Source organism: Agromyces protaetiae (assembly GCF_004135405.1).
Lineage (GTDB): Bacteria > Actinomycetota > Actinomycetes > Actinomycetales > Microbacteriaceae > Agromyces > Agromyces protaetiae.
Map to the genome: position 1 here is coordinate 3,384,292 of NZ_CP035491.1, position 18,326 is coordinate 3,402,617.

Genomic DNA, 18,326 nt, shown 5'->3' on the forward strand with positions numbered 1-18,326 from the left:
TGAGTGCGCGTTCGCTCAGACCGGTTGGACGAGGTCGCGCAGCACGTCCTGGGCGCCGAGCCCGAATCGGGTGTACCGCCCGGTGCGGACCTCGCGCAGGACGGGGGCGAGCCGGGCCGCCCGCGACCGGGGGTAGGCGCTGCGGGCCTCCTCGTGCTCGAGCTTGCCTGCGAGAACGCCCGGCAGCCCTGCCCGGTCGGGCGCGATCGTCGGGAGCCGTTCAGCGAGCGCTCGGGCGCGCTCGAGCAGTCGCGCGTTCCGCTCGGAGCGCGGCGCCCGGAGCCGGGCGATCCTGCCGGTCATCCCGAGTTCGGCGACGCCGATCTGATTCGCGCCGTGCTGGCGGTAGTCGATGAGTTCGTCGTCGAGGACGGCGAGTCCGTCGGTGACGGATGCCACGACCGCGAGCCATTCGTCGTGCACCCAGCTCGACGGGAACGGCGCGGCGGCGTCGACGAGCTCGCGATGGAGCATCATCGTCGCGCCCGTCACGAGGTTGCGTTTGAGGAGCTCGTCGAAGGCGCCGCCCGTCGCGAGCCTCCTGAGCAGCGCGTCGTCGACCCCGAGCGTGCCGAAGAGCGTCGCGCCGAGGTCGTCGCCGTGCTCGTCGACGAGGCGGGCGCCCGCCGCGACGAGGCGCACGCGGGGGTCGGAGCGGAAGACCTCGAGCGCGCGTTCGATCCGGTCGGCGCGCCAGACGTCGTCCTGGTCCGAGAGCGCGACGAACTCGCCCGTCGCGGCGCGAAGCGCCTGCTCGAAGTTCGCCGTGACGCCGAGGGGGATGGGTTGCGCAGCACCACGAGGATGGGCGCGGCGCCTGCGGCCCTTTCGTGATCGGCGACGAGCCGCTCGGCGAGCTCGATCGTGCCGTCGGCCGAGGCGTCGTCGGAGACCACGAGTTCGTCGACCGGGCGCGTCTGACCGAGGATGCTTCGGAGCTGCGGCTCGAGGAATCGGGCGCCGTTGTGGGTACCGAGCGCGACGCTCACCCGGCCGTCGGGGCGGGTCACCCGATCACCGTCTCGCCCGGCTGTCGCGCTCTGCGATCCATCGGCCGACCTCCGACCGCAGATCGTCGTCGAGGATCGCGTCGACATCGATGTCCTGTCCCGCATACACTGCGGCGAGGAGGGCGATCAGCTCCGGATCGCGCCCGGCCCGTTCCATGCCGATGGCGTTCGCACCGCGCACGCTCGCGGGTGATCCGAAGGCCTTCGCGTAGGGCGGGATGTCGCGCGTGACGACCGAGGACATGCCGACCATCGCACCTCGTCCGACGGTTCGGAACTGATGCACGGCGGTCCCGAGACCGAGGTTCGCCCCCGCGCCGACGGTCACGTGGCCCGCCAGCAGCACGCTCGACGCGAGGGACGCGCCGTCGCCCACCGAGCCGTCGTGCGCGACGTACACCTGGTTCATGATGAACGCGTCGTCTCCGACCGTGGTGCGCCCTTTCCACCCCTGGTGGATCTGGGCGTACTCGCGGATCACGTTCCGGTCTCCGATCCGCACGCCGTTGCCGGTGGAGGGCGAGACCGACGTCGGATGCGGGTAAGACCTCACCTCGGGGGGCGCCCCGATGACGACGCCCGCACCAATCCAGTTCCCGTCGCCGATGTCGACCGGACCGGTGATGACGACGAACGGACCGATCGTGTTGTCGGCGCCGATGCGCACGTCTCCCGCGATCACTGCGGTCGGGTGGATGTCGTTCATGCTGAAGCTTCCTCGACGCGGGCGACGCGCTCGCGTCGGGTAGATTGGCTATTCGTGCCGGTACCCCGGCAGAGCATCCCAATCATAGAGGCGCAATGATCCCCATCACGACCGTCCAGTTCGGCTCCGAAGAAGAGGAGCTGGTCCTCGAAGTCCTCCGATCCGGCCTCATCGCCCAGGGTCCGAAGGTCGCAGCGCTCGAGGCGGGCTTCGCCGAGGCATACGGATCCAAGCACGCCATCGCCGTCAACAACGGCACCACCGCGCTCATCGCGGCGCTCCAGGTCCTCGATCTGCAGCCGGGCGACGAGGTCGTGACGACCCCCTTCACGTTCGTCGCGACGCTCAACGCGATCCTCCAGGCCGGTGCGACCGCGGTCTTCGCCGACGCGCGCCTCGACGACTTCAACATCGACCCCGAGTCGATCGCCGGCGCGATCACCGAGCGCACCAAGGTGATCGCACCCGTGCACCTCTACGGCCAGATGGCCGATATGGACAAGATCGTCGACCTCGCGCGCTCAAAGGGCCTTCGCATCCTCGAGGACTCGGCACAGGCGCAGGGTGCGCAGTTCGGCGAGCGGTTCGCCGGGAGCTACGGCCTGGCCACGTTCTCGCTCTACGCGACGAAGAACATGACGACCGGCGAGGGCGGCATTATCACGACCGACGACGACGAACTCGCCGACCGGCTCCGGCTACTGCGCAACCAGGGGATGCGCGCCCGGTACCAGTACGAGCTGGCGGGCAGCAACTACCGTCTCACCGATCTGCAGGCCGCGCTCGCGCTCCCGCAGCTCGCCCGCTACGACGAGACCGTCGCCAAGCGCCGGCGGAATGCGGCCTACCTGAGCAACGCGCTCGCGGAGGTCGCGGGCATCGTCACGCCCCGCGTCCTCGACGACCGCACGCACGTCTGGCACCAGTACACGATCCGCGTCACCGAGGAGTCCGGCATCACGCGCGACGAACTGTCCGCCAAGCTCCTCGAGCGCGGCGTCGGCAACGGCGTCTACTACCCGAAGCTCGTGTTCGACTACGATGCGTACGCCGGACATCCGCAGATCCGCGTCAGCGAGGTGCCGGTCGCGGCGCGCTTGACCCGCGAAGCGCTCTCGCTCCCCGTGCACCCCGCGCTCACGACCGACGAGCTCGACACCATCGCGGGCGCGGTCGCCGACATCGTGGCCGGGTCGCGATGAGCGCCCGCCCCCGGATCGCCCTCGTCGGCGCCGGCAATATGGGCTCGCACCACGCGCGGGTCATCAGCCAGTCCCCTGACGCCGACCTCGCCGTCCTCGTCGACCCGCGCGAAGAGGTGGGTCGTGCCGTCGCCGACCGTTTCGGCGCGGAGTGGGCCCCCGAGCTTCCCGATCTCGGCGACCTCGACGCCGTCGTGGTCGCCGCCGCAACCGAGGCGCACTTCGAACTCGCCATGCAGGTGCTCTCCCAGGACCGCCCGCTCCTCATCGAGAAGCCCGTCGCCGACAGCCTGCTGCGCACCGAAGAGATCCTCGCCGAAGCCGATCGCCGCGACCTTCCCATCATGTGCGGCCTCCTCGAGCGCTGGAATCCGGCCGTCATGGCCGCGAAGTCGGTGCTCCGCGAACCGATCCACATCCGCGCCATGCGGCACTCCCCCTATGCGCCCCGCATCCGCACGGGCGTGTCGTGGGACCTCCTGGTCCACGACGTCGACCTCGCGATCCAGCTCTTCGGCACCGAGCCGACCGATGTGTCGGCGCAGCTCGGGTTCTTCCACCCGTCATCGCTCGTACAGGCCGAGGATGTCGCCGAAGCGACCCTCGCCTTCGCGAACGGCGGGGTCGCGCAGATCTCGGCCAGCCGGATCGGCCAGCACAAGGTCCGCTCGCTGACCGTGCACGAGCTCGACCGCCTGATCGAGGTCGACCTGCTCCGCCGCAACCTGACGGTCTACCGTCACGTCTCCGAGGCGTCGGTCGACGATGGCATGGGGTTCCGCCAGCAGACGATCATCGAGATCCCCGAGATCCCACCGGCGCCCGAGCCGCTCACTGCGCAGTTCACCCGGTTCCTCGAACTGGTCGAGAGCCGTGCGGATGCCGCCGAGGAGCGAGCGGGCATCCTCCCGTCCCACCGCGTGATCGACCACGTCATCGCGCAACGCGCGCGCGCCTGATCTCTCCCCGCGCACGCCCCCCCCAAAGCGGTCACGCACACCACGCTTGATAGGATCTCCGCATGTCTCATCCCCTCGAACGCGTGCTCATCGTCATGCCCGCGTTCAACGAGAGGGAGGCGATCGGCGATGTCATCGCCGAGGTCCGACACTCGCTCCCAGGCGCCGGATGCCTCGTGGTGAACGACGGCTCGACGGACGGGACCGCGTCGGTGGCCCGGGCCGCAGGCGCGACCGTCGCCGACCTGCCCGTGAATCTCGGCGTCGGCGGAGCGATGCGGCTCGGCTTCAAGTACGCGATCCAGAACGGCTACGACGTCGTCGTCCAGATCGACGCCGACGGGCAGCACGACCCGGCGGCCGTGCCGAAGCTCCTCGCGAAGCTCGGTGAGGCCGACATCGTCATCGGCGCCCGTTTCGCCGGCGAAGGCGAATACCGGGCGCACGGCCTGCGGCGATTCGCGATGCGCGTCATCGCGCGCTTGCTGAGCCGGACCGCGAAGACCCGGCTGACGGACGCGACCTCCGGCTTCAAGGCGTGCGGTCCCCGTGCGGTCGCCCTCTTCGCCGTCGACTATCCCGCCGAGTACCTCGGCGACACGATCGAGGCGCTCGTGATCGCGGCGCGCGCCGGCTGCCGGATCATCCAGGTGCCGGTCGCCATGCGCCCGCGGGCCGGAGGCACACCGAGCCACAACCCCGTGCGCTCCGCCGTCTACCTCGCCAGGGCGTTCATCGCGCTCGGATTCGCGCACATCCGTCCCAAGCGCACGATCGCCGCCGTCGGCGCAGCCGAGAACTGAGATCCATGAGCACGTTGTCCTACACCCTCGGAGTCGTCGCCTCGCTCGCGACGTTCGTGGTCGTCATCGAACTCCTGCGACGCCGACGGCTGCGCGAGCGCCACGCCGTGTGGTGGCTCGCCGCGACCGTCCTCGCCGTCGTCGTCGGCGTCTTCCCCGGCATCCTCGAATGGGCCGCGAACCTGCTCGGCGTCGGCCTGCCGTCGAACCTCGTCTTCTTCGTCTCGATCGCCGTGCTCGTCCTCGTGTGCATCCAGCACAGTTCCGAGCTGACCGACCTCGAGGGTGAGACCAGGGCGCTCGTCGAAACGGCGGCGCTGCTCGAGCTCAGGGTCCGCGAACTCGAGTCCGCCCTCGCCGACTCCGACCGATCGTCCGGCGGCACGCCGGCCGGAGACGCATGAGCCCCACCCCGAACGAGGCCCTTCCCGACGTCAGCATCGTGATCCCCTCGTACAACTCGGCCCCGTGGCTCCCCACGACCTTCGAGGCGCTCGCACGCGCCGTGCGCGCGTCCGGCCTGGCGGTGCAGGTCGTCTTCGTCGACGACGGATCGACGGATGACACCGAGTCCGTCGTCGAACGCATCGCGGCAGCCTTCCCTGGCACCGTCGAACTCCACCGCCAGACGAATCAGGGCCGGTTCCTCGCCCGCTGGGCCGGCCTCAAGCGATCCCGTGCGACCGCGACGATGCTCCTCGACTCGCGCGTGCTCGTCGACGTCGATTCGCTCGTCCACTACCGACGCGTCCTCGCGGAGGAGCCGTCGCAGACGGTGTGGAACGGCCACGTCCCGACCGTCTCCGACGCCCCGCTCGTCGGCCGGTTCTGGGAGGTGCCGACCCACATCTTCTGGGCCCACTACCTGCGGCGCCCGAGACCGATGGACATCACGCCCGAGAACTTCGATTCAGTGCCGAAGGGCACGACGATCTTCCTGGCCCCCACCGATCTGCTGCGCGAGGCGTTCCGCGGCACCTGGCCGGCCGACGACGCCCGCCTGGTCTCGGACGACACCAAGCTCCTGCGCTGGTTGGTCGAAGCGCACCCGATCCGACTCGACCCGGGGTTCTCCGCCCTCTACCGTCCCCGCACGACGGTCCGCGGGTTCGTGTCGCACACCTTCGATCGTGGAACCCTGTTCGTCGACAGCTACGCCGGCACGACCCCCGCCCGCTCGATCGCCCTCATCGCGTTCGCGCTCGCGCCGATCGCCCTCGTCGTCGTCCTCGTGTGGCTCGTCGTGGCGGGTTTGGGCGCCGTCGCGCTCGGCATCGCGCTCGCGAGCATCCTCCTCGCGCTCGCACCGGCGCTCCTCGCGGCGATCAACCGCTGCCCCCCGCGCGCCCTGCTCGCCTACGTCGCGGTGCTTCCGCTCTTCGTCGTCCCGTTCTGGCTGGGTCTCGTGCGCGGCCTGTTCGTTCACCGTCGTGCCTTCCTCCGCCGCGGCGCCCTCCACCCTTCGACCTCCGAGGAGCACACCGCACCGTGATCATCTTCATCTACGGCACTACCGCCGAGGCGATCAAGCTCGCTCCGGTCGCCCGCCGCCTCGACGCGCAGGGCATCCCCTACCAGCACTGGATCACCTACCACCACACCGAGTCGCTTCGGAAGGCCATCCCCGAGCTCGGATTCCATGCGCCCGAGCAGCAGATCGCCAACGGCAGCAAGGGGCGTTCGCTGACCTCGCCCGCGCAGATGGTCAAGTGGATCTTCGACATCCTCGGCTGGACGATGAAGAACGCGGGCAAGCTCAAGAAGACCCTGCCCGAGGGCACGGTCGTCGTCGTGCACGGCGACACCATGACCACCGTGCTCGGCACGCTCATCGGCAAGCGGCTCGGGGTTCCGGTCGCTCACGTCGAAGCGGGTCTCCGGTCCGGCAACTGGCGCCACCCCTTCCCCGAAGAGCTCGACCGCCGGATCGTCGGCCGGATCGCGGACATCCACTACGCCCCGTCCGAAGAGGCCGCGCGGAACCTCTCGCGCCGTTCGAACGTCCTGAACACGCACGGTAACACCGCGAAAGACGCCGTCCTAGACGCCGCGCGCGACCGCGGCCAGGCCGAGGAGCCGTTCGGACTGGTCCTCCTCCACCGTTTCGAATTCGTCTCGAACCAAGCCCTCGTCCGCGAGACGCTCACGACCCTCGACCGCGACACCCCGCTGCCGCTCCGGATCATCGTCGATGCGTTCTCGCGCCCCGCGATGGAGGCGACGATCGCCGAGCTCGGCCTCACGAACATCACGGTGATCGACAAGCTCGAGCACGGCGACTTCGTCGAGACGATGCGCTCCGCGTCGTTCATCGTGACTGATTCGGGCGGCATCCAGCAGGAGTCCGCGGTGTTCGGCGTCCCGACGCTGATCCACCGCAAGGTCACCGAAAGCGAAGACGGCATCGGCACGAGCGCGGTCCTCTCCGAGTGGGACCAGGCCAAAGTCTCGGCGTTCCTCGCCGACAGCGCCAAGTACCGCGTCGAGGACCCCGACACGGGCCGCTCCCCCTCGGACATTATCGTCGCCGATCTCATCGAGCGCGGCTTCGCGCGCGCGTGAGCCGGAGCGGACGATCGTGAGCACGCCGTCAAAATCCCGTCTCGGGACGCACGGCCGCGCCCTCGCGGAGATCACCGCGATCAGCGCACTCGGCATCCTCGCGACCGCGGGGTTCCAGGTCGTCGCGGCCCGAGGTCTCGGCACCGAGCAGTTCGGTCTGCTCGCCGCGTTCCTCGCCGTCGTGAACGTCGTCGCCGTCGGAAGCTCCGCGCTACGCAACTCCGTCGCGGTCGCGACGGCGGCCGTCGAACCCACAGGAGCGTCGGGGACAGACAGCCCAAGCCGACGTCGCCACCTCGATGGACCGTTCATCGAAGCCCTCGTGCTCGGCGGCGCAGCCACGGTGGTCGTGCTCGCGATCGGTCCTCTGCTGGTCGGATCGCTCGACGCCTCCTGGCTGCTCGTGCTCGTCACCGCGCTCGGTATCGTCCCGTACTTCCTGTTCGCGAGGGCGCAGGGCATCCTGCAGGGCGTCGACGCGACCCGTTCGGTCGTTTGGTGGACGACCGGCAGCCAATTGCTCCAGCTGGGCCTCACCACCATCGCAGTCGTCACCGGCACCGGTGCTCTCGGCGTGCTGCTCGTCGTCGTGGTCACCGCGGTGCTCGGCGCCGTCGGAGCCGGCCTGCAGCTCCGCCGCGCCGGGATCGTCGGGCGCGCGAGCGCCTTCACGGCGCAGAGCATTACCGTGCTGCTGCTGACCGTGACGTTCGCGTGGATGACGAACGCCGATGTCGTGCTCGTCCGCGGCGGCGCCTCGCCGCACGACTCTGGCGCCTACGCGGCCGGCGCCGTGCTCGTGAAGACGATGCTGATCGTGCCCTCGATCCTCTCGCTCTACCTACTTCCGCGGTTCGTCCGCGCGAGCGGAGATCGCGCGCGGACCCGCCAGGGCCTCAACCTGACCCTTGTCTTCACCCTCGTCACGGGAATCGCGATCTCGGGCGGCCTCTGGCTGCTCGGCGGCCCGATCGTCGACCTGCTGTACGGTCCCGCGTATGCGGAGACCGTCGGGCTCCTGCCTTGGATGGCGCTCATGTGCCTTCCGTGGTCGATGGCGCAGGCCGTGCTCATCTCGCTGACGGCCGGGGCCTCGCGACTCGGCCTCGTCATCGCACTCGGCGCGGCGCTCCTGCAGCTCGCCGGGTTCCTCGTCGCGCTTCCCGACATCCTGCTCGCGATCGCGCTCAACGGCGCCAGCGGAACGCTCGCGCTCGTCGCGTTCTACATCGCCCACCTCGTGCGTTCGAGGCCGACGCTCGTGACCGCGACGAACGCCCCGACGCAGTCGGCGTCGTAGCGCGACAACCGGGGCGTCGCGGCGGTCAGGCCGCGTCGTTGGAGACCGTGCGGTCGCGGAACGTCCAAAGGCGGTTGATGGTGAAATTGCACCCCGCGACGAAGCAGACGACCGCGACCTGCACGGCGGCGAACGGCCAGCCCCAAAGGTTGACGAGCACGAAATAGAGGCCGACGCTGAGCGCCCACGTGATCGTGGTGACGAGCGCGAACCGCATCGAGGCGATCACAACGGGGCTGCCGCTCTTGAAGACCCACCACTTCTGGAGTGCGAACGACACGACGAACGACACGAGGACACCGGAGACCGTCGAAAGCTCGTCGTTCACGCCGAGCGCACGGCAGCTGAACGAGGTTGCCAGCATGCTCAGACCGCTCAGGACGCCCGAGACGATGTACCGCCACACCGCCTGACGGTTCTCCCCGAACAGGGCGTCAGTGATCTTCCGGATCACGCTGCATCTCCCGGGTGTCGGTCTCGATGATGTACGCGGCTCGGCCTCTGACCGCTTCGAAGATGGCCGCGATGTACTCGCCGATGACGCCGAGACCGAACAGCAGCAGCGACCCGACGAAGAGGATGAGCAGGATGACGGTCGTGAACCCGGTCTGCGCGTTGCCGTTGAACCACTGCACGAGCGTCTGGATGCCGAGCACGAGCGCCGCGATCATGAGGAACAGCGACGCGGCGCTGACGAGGTGGAGCGGCTTGGTCGAGAAGGTCGTGATCGACCGGGTCGCGAGCCGCGCGAGTGAACCGATTCGGAAACTCGAACGGCCGGTGGCGCGCGGGGCCGGGTCGAACTCGACCATGACAGTGTGGAAGCCGAGGATTGAGGAATCGCCGCGGAAGAACGGGCGGTGCACGCCCTGCTCGAGGAGCTTCTCCCGAACACGGCGCGAGATCAAGCGGAAATCGGTCGTGTTCTGGACGTCGATCCCCGAGAGCTGCGCGAACGCGCGGCCCCACAGGTTCGAGCCGAGCCGGACGACGAAGGACTGATCGGGCCGGGTCCGCTTGCGCGCGATGACGATCTCGGCGCCAGCCTGCCACTGCGCGAGCATCTCGGTGATGAGCTCGGGCGGATGCTGCAGGTCGGAGTCGAGCACGACGGCGACGTCTCCGCGCGCGTGCTCGAGTCCGGCGTAGAGCGCGGGGTCCTTGCCGAAGTTCCTCGACAGCTTGAGGCCGCGCACCTTCGGATCTCGGTCGGCGAGCTCCGCGATCCGAGCCCACGACTCGTCGGCGGAGCCGTCGTCGATGAGGATGATCTCGACTTCCCCGTCCCACGCCGAGAGCACCTCTTCGACGCGAGCGACGAAGGCCTCGACGCCGGCGGACTCATTGTACACGGGGGCCACAACGCTCAGGAGGGTCATCGGGATGCTCCGGAACTCGCCGGGATCGTTCGGGTCATCCGTCAGGCTCCGACCCGGGGAGCCTGCTCGGCGTCGGATGCGTCGGAGCCGAGGGACGAGGCGTCCTCAGCGACCGTCTCGGTGACTGCATCCGACACGTCTGCCGACGCGGTTTCCGGCGAGCCGATCGGCGCGGCTTCGCCCGCGTCGTCGGTTCCGCCGGTAGCGACCTCGATCGCGTCGCCCGCACGCGCCGAGGTCAGCGCCCAGGCGACGGCTCCGAGCGCGACCGCCACGAGGATGCCGAGCGCGGCCGAGAGTTCGGAGAAGTAGTACAGCATCGGCATCACGAGCACGGGCGGCACGAGGCCGAGCAGAATGGTCGGCACGGTGATCGCGAGCGCCGTGACCGCCGCCCGACGTTGACGCACTCTGCGCACGAACACGAGCAGGAATCCGACGAGGATGAACGCGACCATGCCTCCGAAGTGCTGGAGGACGAAAAGCGCCTTCTTGACGTACAGCTTCACCGCGACGACCGGCTGGTCGTAAACCTCCTGAAGATAGAGGTCCTTCATGATGAGGTCGTACTCTTCGCCGCCGATGAAGACGTCGGGATTGACCTTGCGGGCCTGCTCCCAGCCGAACTCATCGCTCCAGACGATGCCGAAGGGCGACGGTTCGCCCGTGAACGGCTCCGGGTAGGCGAGTCCGAGGTAGAGCGGATGCCACGTGCCGTGCCCGTCGGGAAGCTCGCCGAGCGAGATGCCCGTCGCCTCTGCGCGCTGCACGTTGATGAGCGCCATAATCCCGTTCTGCACGCCGAGCGCGACGAGGACCGCGACCACTGCAGCCGCGAGCGCCTTCAGCAGACGGAGCCTGCCCTTGGACGCCACCCACCAGAGCACGCCCACCGCGGCGGCAACGCCGAATCCGGAGAGCGACCTCGCGAGATTGCCGAGACCCGCGAGCAGAGCGATGCCGACCGACACCGCGACAAGGAGCGTCACGCCGAGCCGGTACGTGCTCGCCCACAGTACAAGAGACAGGGTGAGGAATGCCGTGGACGCGGCGATCCCGTAGAGCGCGTAGACGGGAGTCGTGCTCACCGAGTCGGAGAGCCCGTACTCGGTGCCGACGAGCAGGGTGCCATTCAACAGCCAAATCACGACCGGCAGGAGTATGAGTGCGTATCCCGCGATCGGCCGCCGGAAGACGCGCGCGACGGCGAGCGGCAACCAGAGCATCGGAAGTCCGACGAGGAGCGCCGTGAAGAGCTTCAGGCCCGGGTACGGAGAGTCGGAGTGCGTGATCGTACCCATGAGGCTCGCGATCAGGTACGAGCCCGGGTCGTCGTCCCACGCGGCAAGCGTCAGATCGCCCGGCCCCTCGGCCTGCGTGTAGTACGACCCGGTTCCGAACGGCTTGATGAGCGGGGTTCCGGTCTCCTGGAACGTCTGGTACGTCGCGCGAAGCTCATCATCGCGAGCCGGATGCCAGGTCATGTCGGGCATGCTCATCACGAGCAGGAACGAGACGATGCTGAGGACGGCACCGACGCCGAACAGCAGAATGGTCGTGGATTTCGACCAGAGGGTGTTCGCAGCCGAGTGGGGGGTCAGATTCAACGCTCATGCCTTTCGTGAAAGCTCCAAGAAGCATAATTGCTCCGGTGGGGTCCTCAGACTGTTCCACCTCGGACCTGCTCAATCGACCGCGCAGCCGAGCGGGGCGAGGTCGGAGGTTCTCATCAGGCGGGCACCGCGCGGCGATCGAGTTTCTGCCCGACGGAGCTCCGGGCGAGGTATCCGAGCAATGCGAGGCAGAGCCCGAACGCAAGCGACCCGATGAGCCACGCAACCATTGGGGTGACACCTTCACCCCACCACCACTCGACTCCGTAGCTCAGGTTCACGCCTGAGTTGTCGAGTCCGGTGACATAGCGCCGGATATTCGTGTGGAGCGCCAACGAGTTCGCAGCGGTCAGCGCGAGCACGATGACGACGATCTGCGCGGGCGAGAAATCGATGCGTTCGCGAGTCGCGACGAGGGCGAACGCGACCACCAGGATCGCGATCGGAAGGATGTACCGAGGCTGGATGTAGTTACCGACCGGAGCGTGCGATTGCGCTTGCAGCAGGGTCGGGACGCCCCAGAGAGCCGCGAACATGAGGCCTGCGGCGAGATACTTGCGGACGCCGGACCGGGCGAGTCCGGCGAAGACGACGGCTGCGAAGATCGCAAGCGAGGATACCCACACGAGCGCAGGCATCGCCGTGTCGAGCCATCCCAGTCCCCAGCGTCCGAGCATGCCCGCCCAGAGATCCGGGACCGCGATGAACGCCTGGAACAGCTCGCGCGCGAACTGCCCGCCAGGCACCGTGCCGAGTCCTCCGCTCGCGGCGCTCGACTGCCCCGATGAGCGGTAGAACACGATCGCGACGACGATAAAGACGGCGGGCACGATGGCCGACAGCCAGAACGCCTTCGTCCGTCGGGCTTCCAGGATGAGCACGCCGACGATCGCGAGTCCTGCGTATGCCGCGGCATCCGCGCGCGCGCCCGCGCCGAGCACGAGCGCGAGCGCGGCGAGTCCGGCGAACAACCACCGACGCCGCCCGGTCGTCTCGAAGAAGTTGTAGAGCGAGATCCAGAGCGTCGACGCCGAGAGCAGGGCCCAGCTGCTCGGGTTGACCGACGCAATGATGAACATCCCGAGCGGTACCGCCGTCGCGACGACGGGGAGCACGACAGCGGCTCGGCGCGCCGCAGGCGTCAGCCAGGTCAGTACGGAGAGGAACGCGACGAAGAGCGCCGCGTTGAAGAATCGCATGACGAGCACGGATGCCTCGATGTGCTCACCGACGAAGAGGGACATCACGCCGTAGAAGACCGGCGGGTAGTCGCCGACGAAGTTGCCGCGAGCCGTCTCGGTCAATCCCGCGCCGTCGAGGTCTCCCATGCACGCAGCGCCGACGGCCGGCTTGTAGCTGTAGCAGACGGCATCGATGAAGAGCGACCGCGGCACCATTCGGGTGTCTCCGCCCGGCTCGGCGTTTTCGGGGGTCTCGCAGATCCCCTCTCGATCGCCGAGACCGCACCAGATGCTCACCAGGTGGTAGTCGTCGTCGGGGCTCGAGCCGACCGGCGAGGAGATCGCCCACGCTCCGAGCGCGACGAATCCGAGCACGGCCGCGGTGACGCCGAAGATGATCCGGCGAACCGCCGAGTTCCCGAACCAAGCACGCATGGACTCGATACTACGGGGTTCGGGACAGGGTCCCGTTCAGACGGCTCAACGCCGGAACCTGCTCCACTCAGGCCGGCGCGCCCGTCGGGATCGCGGCCGCGAAGTAGTCGTCGACCTGCATCCAGGCCCGACCTCCGCTCAATTCGTTGAAGCGCTGCAGGCTCGAGATCGGCCGCTTCTCGCCGCCGACCAACTGGAAGAGAGATCCGTTCGACGTCCGGATGAACTCCGTCGCAGGCGGACCCTGCGCGAGCAGTCTGCACGTGAAACTGTCGAGATCGACCGGTGAGAACGGGAAAAGCGGAAGCTGGGCCTGGGTCACCGATCGCACCTGCCCGCCCGCGGTGACGTAGACCTGGCTGTCGCAGCGCACCGCGAACGTCAACAGGGTCGGCTCGAGCGGATACCCCTCGAGACGTTCCTTCGTCGTAAAGGCGAACTCGTCGAAGCCCGCCGCACTCGGGAAGTTGAACTTCGAGAACGCGATCCGGCTCGTCACTCCGTTGATGAGATAGACCGTCGCGTTCTCGGGCGTCCGGTATAGGTTCCCCGCCGACAGCGCGACGGCGCCCTGTACGACGGTGGAGGGCAGCGCCTGCGGGACGATGAGGATGTTCGGCGACGCCTGGTCGACGCTCAGTCGGAGCAACGCGTCCCACGATGCGATCGGTCGGATGCTGTCGGGCATCACGACGAAGACGGTCGCACTCGGCCCCGATTTGACGAACGAGCCACGGGCGAGCGCCCCGCCGTCGGGGTATCCGGACACGAACGCGTCCGACACGGATACGACGGCCGCGCCACCCCGGAGGTACCCCTCGCCGAGCGTGTACTCCTTCGCCGAGGCGAGCACTCGCACGATGCCGTTGTTCGAGACGTACCCCGAGAACGGCTGAGGCGAAGCGGCGATCCGCGCAAGGCTTGCGCTGCTCAGCGAGCCGGTCACGCGTGATGCGGCTCCAGTCGCGTCGAGATCGCCTGCCAAGACAGCGTGCCGGGACCCGTTGGCGAGCAGCGAGAGATCGGGAGTGCCTCGGGTTTCGGCGTAGACCGAATCCCGAATGATCGGGTCACCGAGCGGCAATTTGGCGATCGCGTTCTCTGTGAGCACATTGTGCCCGAGCGGGATGCCCGCTGCCACCTGAGACGCGTCATCGAGGATCTCACGTTTGACGCCGCTCTTGATGTAGTAGCGACCGCCTTCAACTGTTGCCAGTACAGGTGTGATCGCCGGGCCAGTGTGGAAGCGATCAATCTGAGGCCCTGTGAGTTGGACGAAGCCGCTGGGGTCGCAGCTGCCCCCGTAGTCTTCAACCTCCGCGCATGTTGCGAACGGAAGCTTTATCGACGCGTCGATGAAGTAGATCGACCCGTTCGGTGCTCTGATAACGCGGCCCGCGTTCTGACCTGTGGGGATGGATGCAAGATAAGAATCGGAGACGATCGTGACCCCGCCGAGCGCTTCATACGCCGAGAGCATCGTCATTGATTCGAGTGCATATTTAATACCGTCTCCGATGACATAGACGGTTGCGCTACTCGCGGTTCTCATCAGGCTCGACACGGTCGTCGACCCGAACCAGTCGGTGAAGATCCGCCAGAAGTTGCGGTTGCCGTACGCGCTGCACGAATCACCCGTGCCGTAGAGGTTCGCGAGCGCAGCGGCATTCGGCTGATAGGGGGTGTAGTTGTAGAGTCCCGCCGTCGCCGTATTCTGGATGAACACCTGCGAGGTGCCGCACGCGGCGTTCGGGTTGAATCTGATGGCGTTGACGCGGCCCGCGATGTGGTTCCAGCCTCCGGGGTTCGCGGCATAGCGCTTGAACTGGAGCGCGGCCATCCACACCTGGTTTTGGAAGCCGTAGAACTGCGCGTCGCAGTCCGCGGTGTCGGGGCATCCGTACCCCGTCGCGCTGCGGTACTGACGATCGACCGGCCAGTCGTCCGTCACGAGACTCTGCTCTTTCTCCAGCAACACGATGAGCGCCTTCTGGCTGATGCCGCACGCCGCACCGACCTTGAAAATGATCTGGGCCGCCGACTCGTTGGCTGCGCCCTGATACGGCCCGCACCGACCGGCCTCCCCCGACTTCGACGAGGTCGACTGCCGGTAATCCTTCAGACACGTGTACCCGCTTCGACACACCGAGACCTTCGAGTTCAGGAACGACTGCACGCTCGCGGCCGGGAGCGCGCCTCCGTCGTAGAACAGCGCGTCGTCGATGATGTTCCCGGGGTTGAACTGGGCGGCCACCGCGGCCTCCGCCGGAGGCGCTTGGGTCATCGGCACGACGACGCCCAAGAGCAGCGCGAACACGGCCGCGACTGCGACGAGCGTCTTCTTGGGCATGATCACGGCACCTCGAATTCGACCGGTTCCGACGCCACGGCGCCGCGTTCGCTCGTGTAGTTCAGCTGCACAGTCCACGTGCCTCTGGTGACTTTCGACGTCTCGACCTGCACGACCCCGCACGAACTCGTCTGCCGATCGGCCGTCGAGCGGGACGTCGCCTCGACGACGGATTCACCATGGATGAATCGGAACACACACTCCCCGTCGTCTTCGATGACCCCTGATACATACCCCGAAGCCGACACGTGCTCGCCGTCGACGTCGGGACCGGCGACCACGATGACCGCCTCGAGAGCACCAGGTGGCTCGTTCTCGGTCGGGGCAGGCTTCTCCTCGGCCGTATTCGACGACGACGACGGATCGTCGGTTGGCGACGACGTGTCGACTTCGCCGACAGAGCCCGTGCATGCGGCGATCCACGAGCAGACGACGGCCGCGACCACGAGTGCGCCGGCCGTTCTGCCTACACCGCGCATGATCCCCCGAATCCGATGCAGGGCGACTTCACCCCGCTCCAAGCCTACGGAGATGCGCTTTCCCAGTCCACCCGGCGCTCCGCGGGCCGCTCGTGAGGTACCGCACGAGGCAGCCGGCCCTCGCGTCGCTCTCAGCCGACCCCGGAAGTCGACTGAGTACACTGTCTACGCATCACCGGATCCCCCGAACAAGAGAGCCACGTGGATACAAACGAGCGCGAATCACTCGCGAGGTCGGAACGCGCCGCCAAGATCGCGAATGAACCCCTCGTCGAACTGGGCAAGCGAACAAGTCTTCTGCACGGCACCGCGGGATCCGTGCGGGAGATCTGGCAGTACCGCGAGCTACTCGGCCGCCTCGTCAAGCGCGAGGTGAAGGTTCGGTACAAAGACAGTTCGCTCGGCATTGTGTGGAGCCTCTTCCGCCCGCTCGTGCAGCTTCTCATCTACTACTTCGCAATCGGACAAGTGCTCGGCGCGGCGCGCTCCGTGCCCGACTTCGGCATCTTCGTCTTCATCGGACTCACGATGTGGGCCCTCTTCAGCGAGATCATCTCGACGTCGACGACCTCGATCGTCGCGAACGCGGGCCTCGTTAAGAAGGTCTACCTACCCCGCGAGATATTCCCCTAGCCACCGTCGGCAGCGCCCTCGTGAACTTCGCGATCCAGTTCGGCGTGCTCCTCCTCGGCATCCTCTTCCTCAGCCGCTTCGAGTTCGGCTGGAACCTGCTCTACGCACCCGCCGCAGTCCTCGTGATCCTCGTCTACGGCACCGCCCTGAGCTTCGTCCTTTCGGCATTGAACGTCTACCTCCGCGACGTGCAGCACTTCACCGAGATCTTCATTCTGGTCTTCTTTTGGGTGTCTCCGATCGTGTACGCGTTCACGTTCGTGCACAATGCGCTGAAGGGCGGATGGCTCGAGGAGCTCTATCTGGCGAACCCCATCACGCTCGCAATCATCGGCGCGCAGAAGGCCCTGTGGCCCGCAGGCTCCGAAACGGTCGACGGCGTCACCCAGGCGTGGCCCGACCACCTCGACCTCCGCATGCTCGTCGCGTTCCTGATCGGGCTCGTCCTGCTCTGGCTTTCGCACCGTCTCTTCGCCCGTATCCAGGGCGACTTCGCTCAGGAGCTCTGACCATGACCGCCCCGACGATCGTTCAGATCCAGGATGTCTCCAAGCGATTCGTCCTCCACAAGCACAAGTCCGTCAAGGAGCGCATCGTCAACGCGCGCTCCGCGCGCGAGCACCGCGAAGACTTCTGGGCGCTGCGCGACATCGACCTCGATATCCCCATCGGCAGCACCGTCGGACTCGTCGGACACAACGGCTCCGGCAAGAGCACGCTCCTCAAGGTCATCGGCGGCATCATCCAACCGACGACCGGGAGTGTGAAGCGGCGCGGCCGGATGGCGGCGCTGCTCGAGCTCGGCGCGGGCTTCCACCCCGACCTCACGGGTCGCGAGAACGTCTACATGAACGCGGCGATCCTCGGACTCACGCAGAAGCAGATCGACACCTACTTCGACGCCATCGTCGATTTCTCCGGCATCGAGGAGTTCATCGACACCCAGGTGAAGTTCTACAGCTCGGGCATGTACGTGCGCCTCGCATTCGCCGTCGCCGTGCACGTCGACCCCGACCTGCTCCTCGTCGACGAGGTGCTCGCGGTCGGCGATGAGCCCTTCCAGCGCAAGTGCATGGAGAAGATCGAACAGTTCCAGCGCGAAGGCCGCACGATCGTCGTCGTGAGCCACTCCGCATCCCAGATCGGGCGGCTGAGCGACAAGGTCGTGGTCATGGATCACGGCCGGATGATCTTCGAAGGCCCACCCGCCGACGGGCTTCGGGTTCTGCGATTCGGGTACGAAGAGCAGGAGCGGAGCCAGGCCCGGCTCGAGGGCCGCCCCGTGACGTTGAACGAGGATGCCTCGATCCTCGGCATCTCCCTCCAGGCGGACGGCGGCACGACCGAGGCGGCAACGTCGGGGGCGCCCGCGTCGCTCGCGTTCGACTACGAACTTCGCACCGCCCAGTCCGAACCGCTCGTCGCCGGCATCGCGATCGAGACGAAGCAGGGCGAGCCGCTCTACGGCCTCAACAGCGGCATGCTCGACCTGGCCCTGCCGACGTCGGTCGGCCGGCATTCCGTGGACTTCTCGTTCGACTCCCTGCCGTTCGGCGCGGGCGCCTATGTCATCCGCGGGTCGCTCGAGACTGCGGGCGGGAAGTCCCTGGATCGACTGAACCCGGCTTCCGAGTTCGCGGTAGCCGACTCGCTGCCGGGCGGCGGCGTGGTGCGGATGCCGGTGAGCGCTCGCGTGCGCGACTGAACTCAGTGG

Annotated in this window: 18 protein-coding genes and 2 pseudogenes; 10 read left to right on the top strand and 10 right to left on the bottom strand. The window is 67.6% G+C overall.

What is annotated here, in order from left to right:
* Positions 1–15 precede the first annotated feature (15 nt).
* From ET445_RS15745 to ET445_RS15755, 4 genes and pseudogenes are all read right to left on the bottom strand, one after another.
* The gene (locus ET445_RS15745; RefSeq protein ID WP_243695235.1) at positions 16–642 is read right to left on the bottom strand and encodes a glycosyltransferase family protein; all 627 of its coding nucleotides are present in this window, start codon (positions 640–642) and stop codon (positions 16–18) included.
* Between the two features lie 12 nt (positions 643–654).
* Positions 655–954, bottom strand: a pseudogene (locus ET445_RS18690) (glycosyltransferase); the annotation flags it as partial.
* Positions 897–1,115: pseudogene (locus ET445_RS18695) on the bottom strand (hypothetical protein); the annotation flags it as partial. The pseudogenes ET445_RS18695 and ET445_RS18690, both read right to left, overlap by 58 nt.
* Positions 1,015–1,716, bottom strand: a complete 702-nt coding sequence (locus ET445_RS15755; protein ID WP_129192114.1) for an LbetaH domain-containing protein — start codon at positions 1,714–1,716, stop codon at positions 1,015–1,017. The pseudogene ET445_RS18695 and the gene ET445_RS15755, both read right to left, overlap by 101 nt.
* 95 nt (positions 1,717–1,811) lie before the next feature.
* On the opposite strand from ET445_RS15755, the gene ET445_RS15760 reads away from it, so the two are divergent.
* From ET445_RS15760 to ET445_RS15790, 7 genes are all read left to right on the top strand, one after another.
* The gene (locus ET445_RS15760) at positions 1,812–2,918 is read left to right on the top strand and encodes a DegT/DnrJ/EryC1/StrS family aminotransferase (protein ID WP_129192115.1); all 1,107 of its coding nucleotides are present in this window, start codon (positions 1,812–1,814) and stop codon (positions 2,916–2,918) included.
* Complete coding sequence (locus tag ET445_RS15765) at positions 2,915–3,877, top strand: Gfo/Idh/MocA family protein (RefSeq protein ID WP_129192116.1); 963 nt, start codon at positions 2,915–2,917, stop codon at positions 3,875–3,877. Before ET445_RS15760 ends, ET445_RS15765 begins: the two co-directional genes overlap by 4 nt.
* A gap of 62 nt (positions 3,878–3,939) precedes the next feature.
* Positions 3,940–4,680 (top strand): glycosyltransferase family 2 protein, encoded by a 741-nt coding sequence (locus tag ET445_RS15770; RefSeq protein ID WP_129192117.1) that lies wholly within the window; start codon positions 3,940–3,942, stop codon positions 4,678–4,680.
* Between the two features lie 5 nt (positions 4,681–4,685).
* Positions 4,686–5,084, top strand: a complete 399-nt coding sequence (locus ET445_RS15775) for a DUF2304 domain-containing protein (protein ID WP_129192118.1) — start codon at positions 4,686–4,688, stop codon at positions 5,082–5,084.
* Complete coding sequence (locus ET445_RS15780) at positions 5,081–6,172, top strand: glycosyltransferase (protein WP_129192119.1); 1,092 nt, start codon at positions 5,081–5,083, stop codon at positions 6,170–6,172. The genes ET445_RS15775 and ET445_RS15780 overlap by 4 nt, the downstream gene beginning before the upstream one ends.
* Positions 6,169–7,242 (top strand): UDP-N-acetylglucosamine 2-epimerase, encoded by a 1,074-nt coding sequence (locus ET445_RS15785; protein ID WP_129192120.1) that lies wholly within the window; start codon positions 6,169–6,171, stop codon positions 7,240–7,242. Before ET445_RS15780 ends, ET445_RS15785 begins: the two co-directional genes overlap by 4 nt.
* Positions 7,243–7,258: 16 nt before the next feature.
* The gene (locus tag ET445_RS15790) at positions 7,259–8,542 is read left to right on the top strand and encodes a lipopolysaccharide biosynthesis protein (RefSeq protein WP_129192121.1); all 1,284 of its coding nucleotides are present in this window, start codon (positions 7,259–7,261) and stop codon (positions 8,540–8,542) included.
* Between the two features lie 25 nt (positions 8,543–8,567).
* On the opposite strand, the gene ET445_RS15795 is transcribed toward ET445_RS15790, so the two are convergent.
* The 6 genes from ET445_RS15795 to ET445_RS15820 all read right to left on the bottom strand — a co-directional run bounded on the left by ET445_RS15795 (position 8,568) and on the right by ET445_RS15820 (position 16,141).
* Complete coding sequence (locus tag ET445_RS15795) at positions 8,568–8,996, bottom strand: GtrA family protein (protein WP_129192122.1); 429 nt, start codon at positions 8,994–8,996, stop codon at positions 8,568–8,570.
* The gene (locus ET445_RS15800; protein WP_129192123.1) at positions 8,977–9,921 is read right to left on the bottom strand and encodes a glycosyltransferase family 2 protein; all 945 of its coding nucleotides are present in this window, start codon (positions 9,919–9,921) and stop codon (positions 8,977–8,979) included. The genes ET445_RS15795 and ET445_RS15800 overlap by 20 nt, the downstream gene beginning before the upstream one ends.
* Before the next feature lie 41 nt (positions 9,922–9,962).
* Positions 9,963–11,528 (bottom strand): hypothetical protein, encoded by a 1,566-nt coding sequence (locus ET445_RS15805; protein WP_129192124.1) that lies wholly within the window; start codon positions 11,526–11,528, stop codon positions 9,963–9,965.
* Between the two features lie 122 nt (positions 11,529–11,650).
* A complete protein-coding gene (locus tag ET445_RS15810) occupies positions 11,651–13,150 on the bottom strand; it encodes a DUF2142 domain-containing protein (RefSeq protein ID WP_129192125.1) in 1,500 nt (499 codons plus the stop codon).
* Positions 13,151–13,217: 67 nt separating this feature from the next.
* The gene (locus ET445_RS15815) at positions 13,218–15,500 is read right to left on the bottom strand and encodes a hypothetical protein (protein WP_129192126.1); all 2,283 of its coding nucleotides are present in this window, start codon (positions 15,498–15,500) and stop codon (positions 13,218–13,220) included.
* A 2-nt stretch (positions 15,501–15,502) separates the two neighbouring features.
* Positions 15,503–16,141: a hypothetical protein gene (locus ET445_RS15820; RefSeq protein ID WP_129192127.1), complete on the bottom strand. Its 639-nt coding sequence runs from the start codon at positions 16,139–16,141 to the stop codon at positions 15,503–15,505.
* Between the two features lie 156 nt (positions 16,142–16,297).
* On the opposite strand from ET445_RS15820, the gene ET445_RS18335 reads away from it, so the two are divergent.
* From ET445_RS18335 to ET445_RS15830, 3 genes are read left to right on the top strand one after another with little or no spacing between them, the layout of a single operon-like run.
* Positions 16,298–16,612, top strand: coding sequence for an ABC transporter permease (locus ET445_RS18335; protein WP_279433481.1), 315 nt, complete (start codon positions 16,298–16,300; stop codon positions 16,610–16,612).
* A gap of 20 nt (positions 16,613–16,632) precedes the next feature.
* Complete coding sequence (locus ET445_RS18340; RefSeq protein ID WP_279433482.1) at positions 16,633–17,121, top strand: ABC transporter permease; 489 nt, start codon at positions 16,633–16,635, stop codon at positions 17,119–17,121.
* A gap of 2 nt (positions 17,122–17,123) precedes the next feature.
* Positions 17,124–18,317 carry an ABC transporter ATP-binding protein gene (locus ET445_RS15830; RefSeq protein ID WP_129192128.1) on the top strand — a complete coding sequence of 398 codons (1,194 nt, stop codon included), beginning with the start codon at positions 17,124–17,126 and terminating at the stop codon, positions 18,315–18,317.
* Positions 18,318–18,326 lie beyond the last annotated feature (9 nt).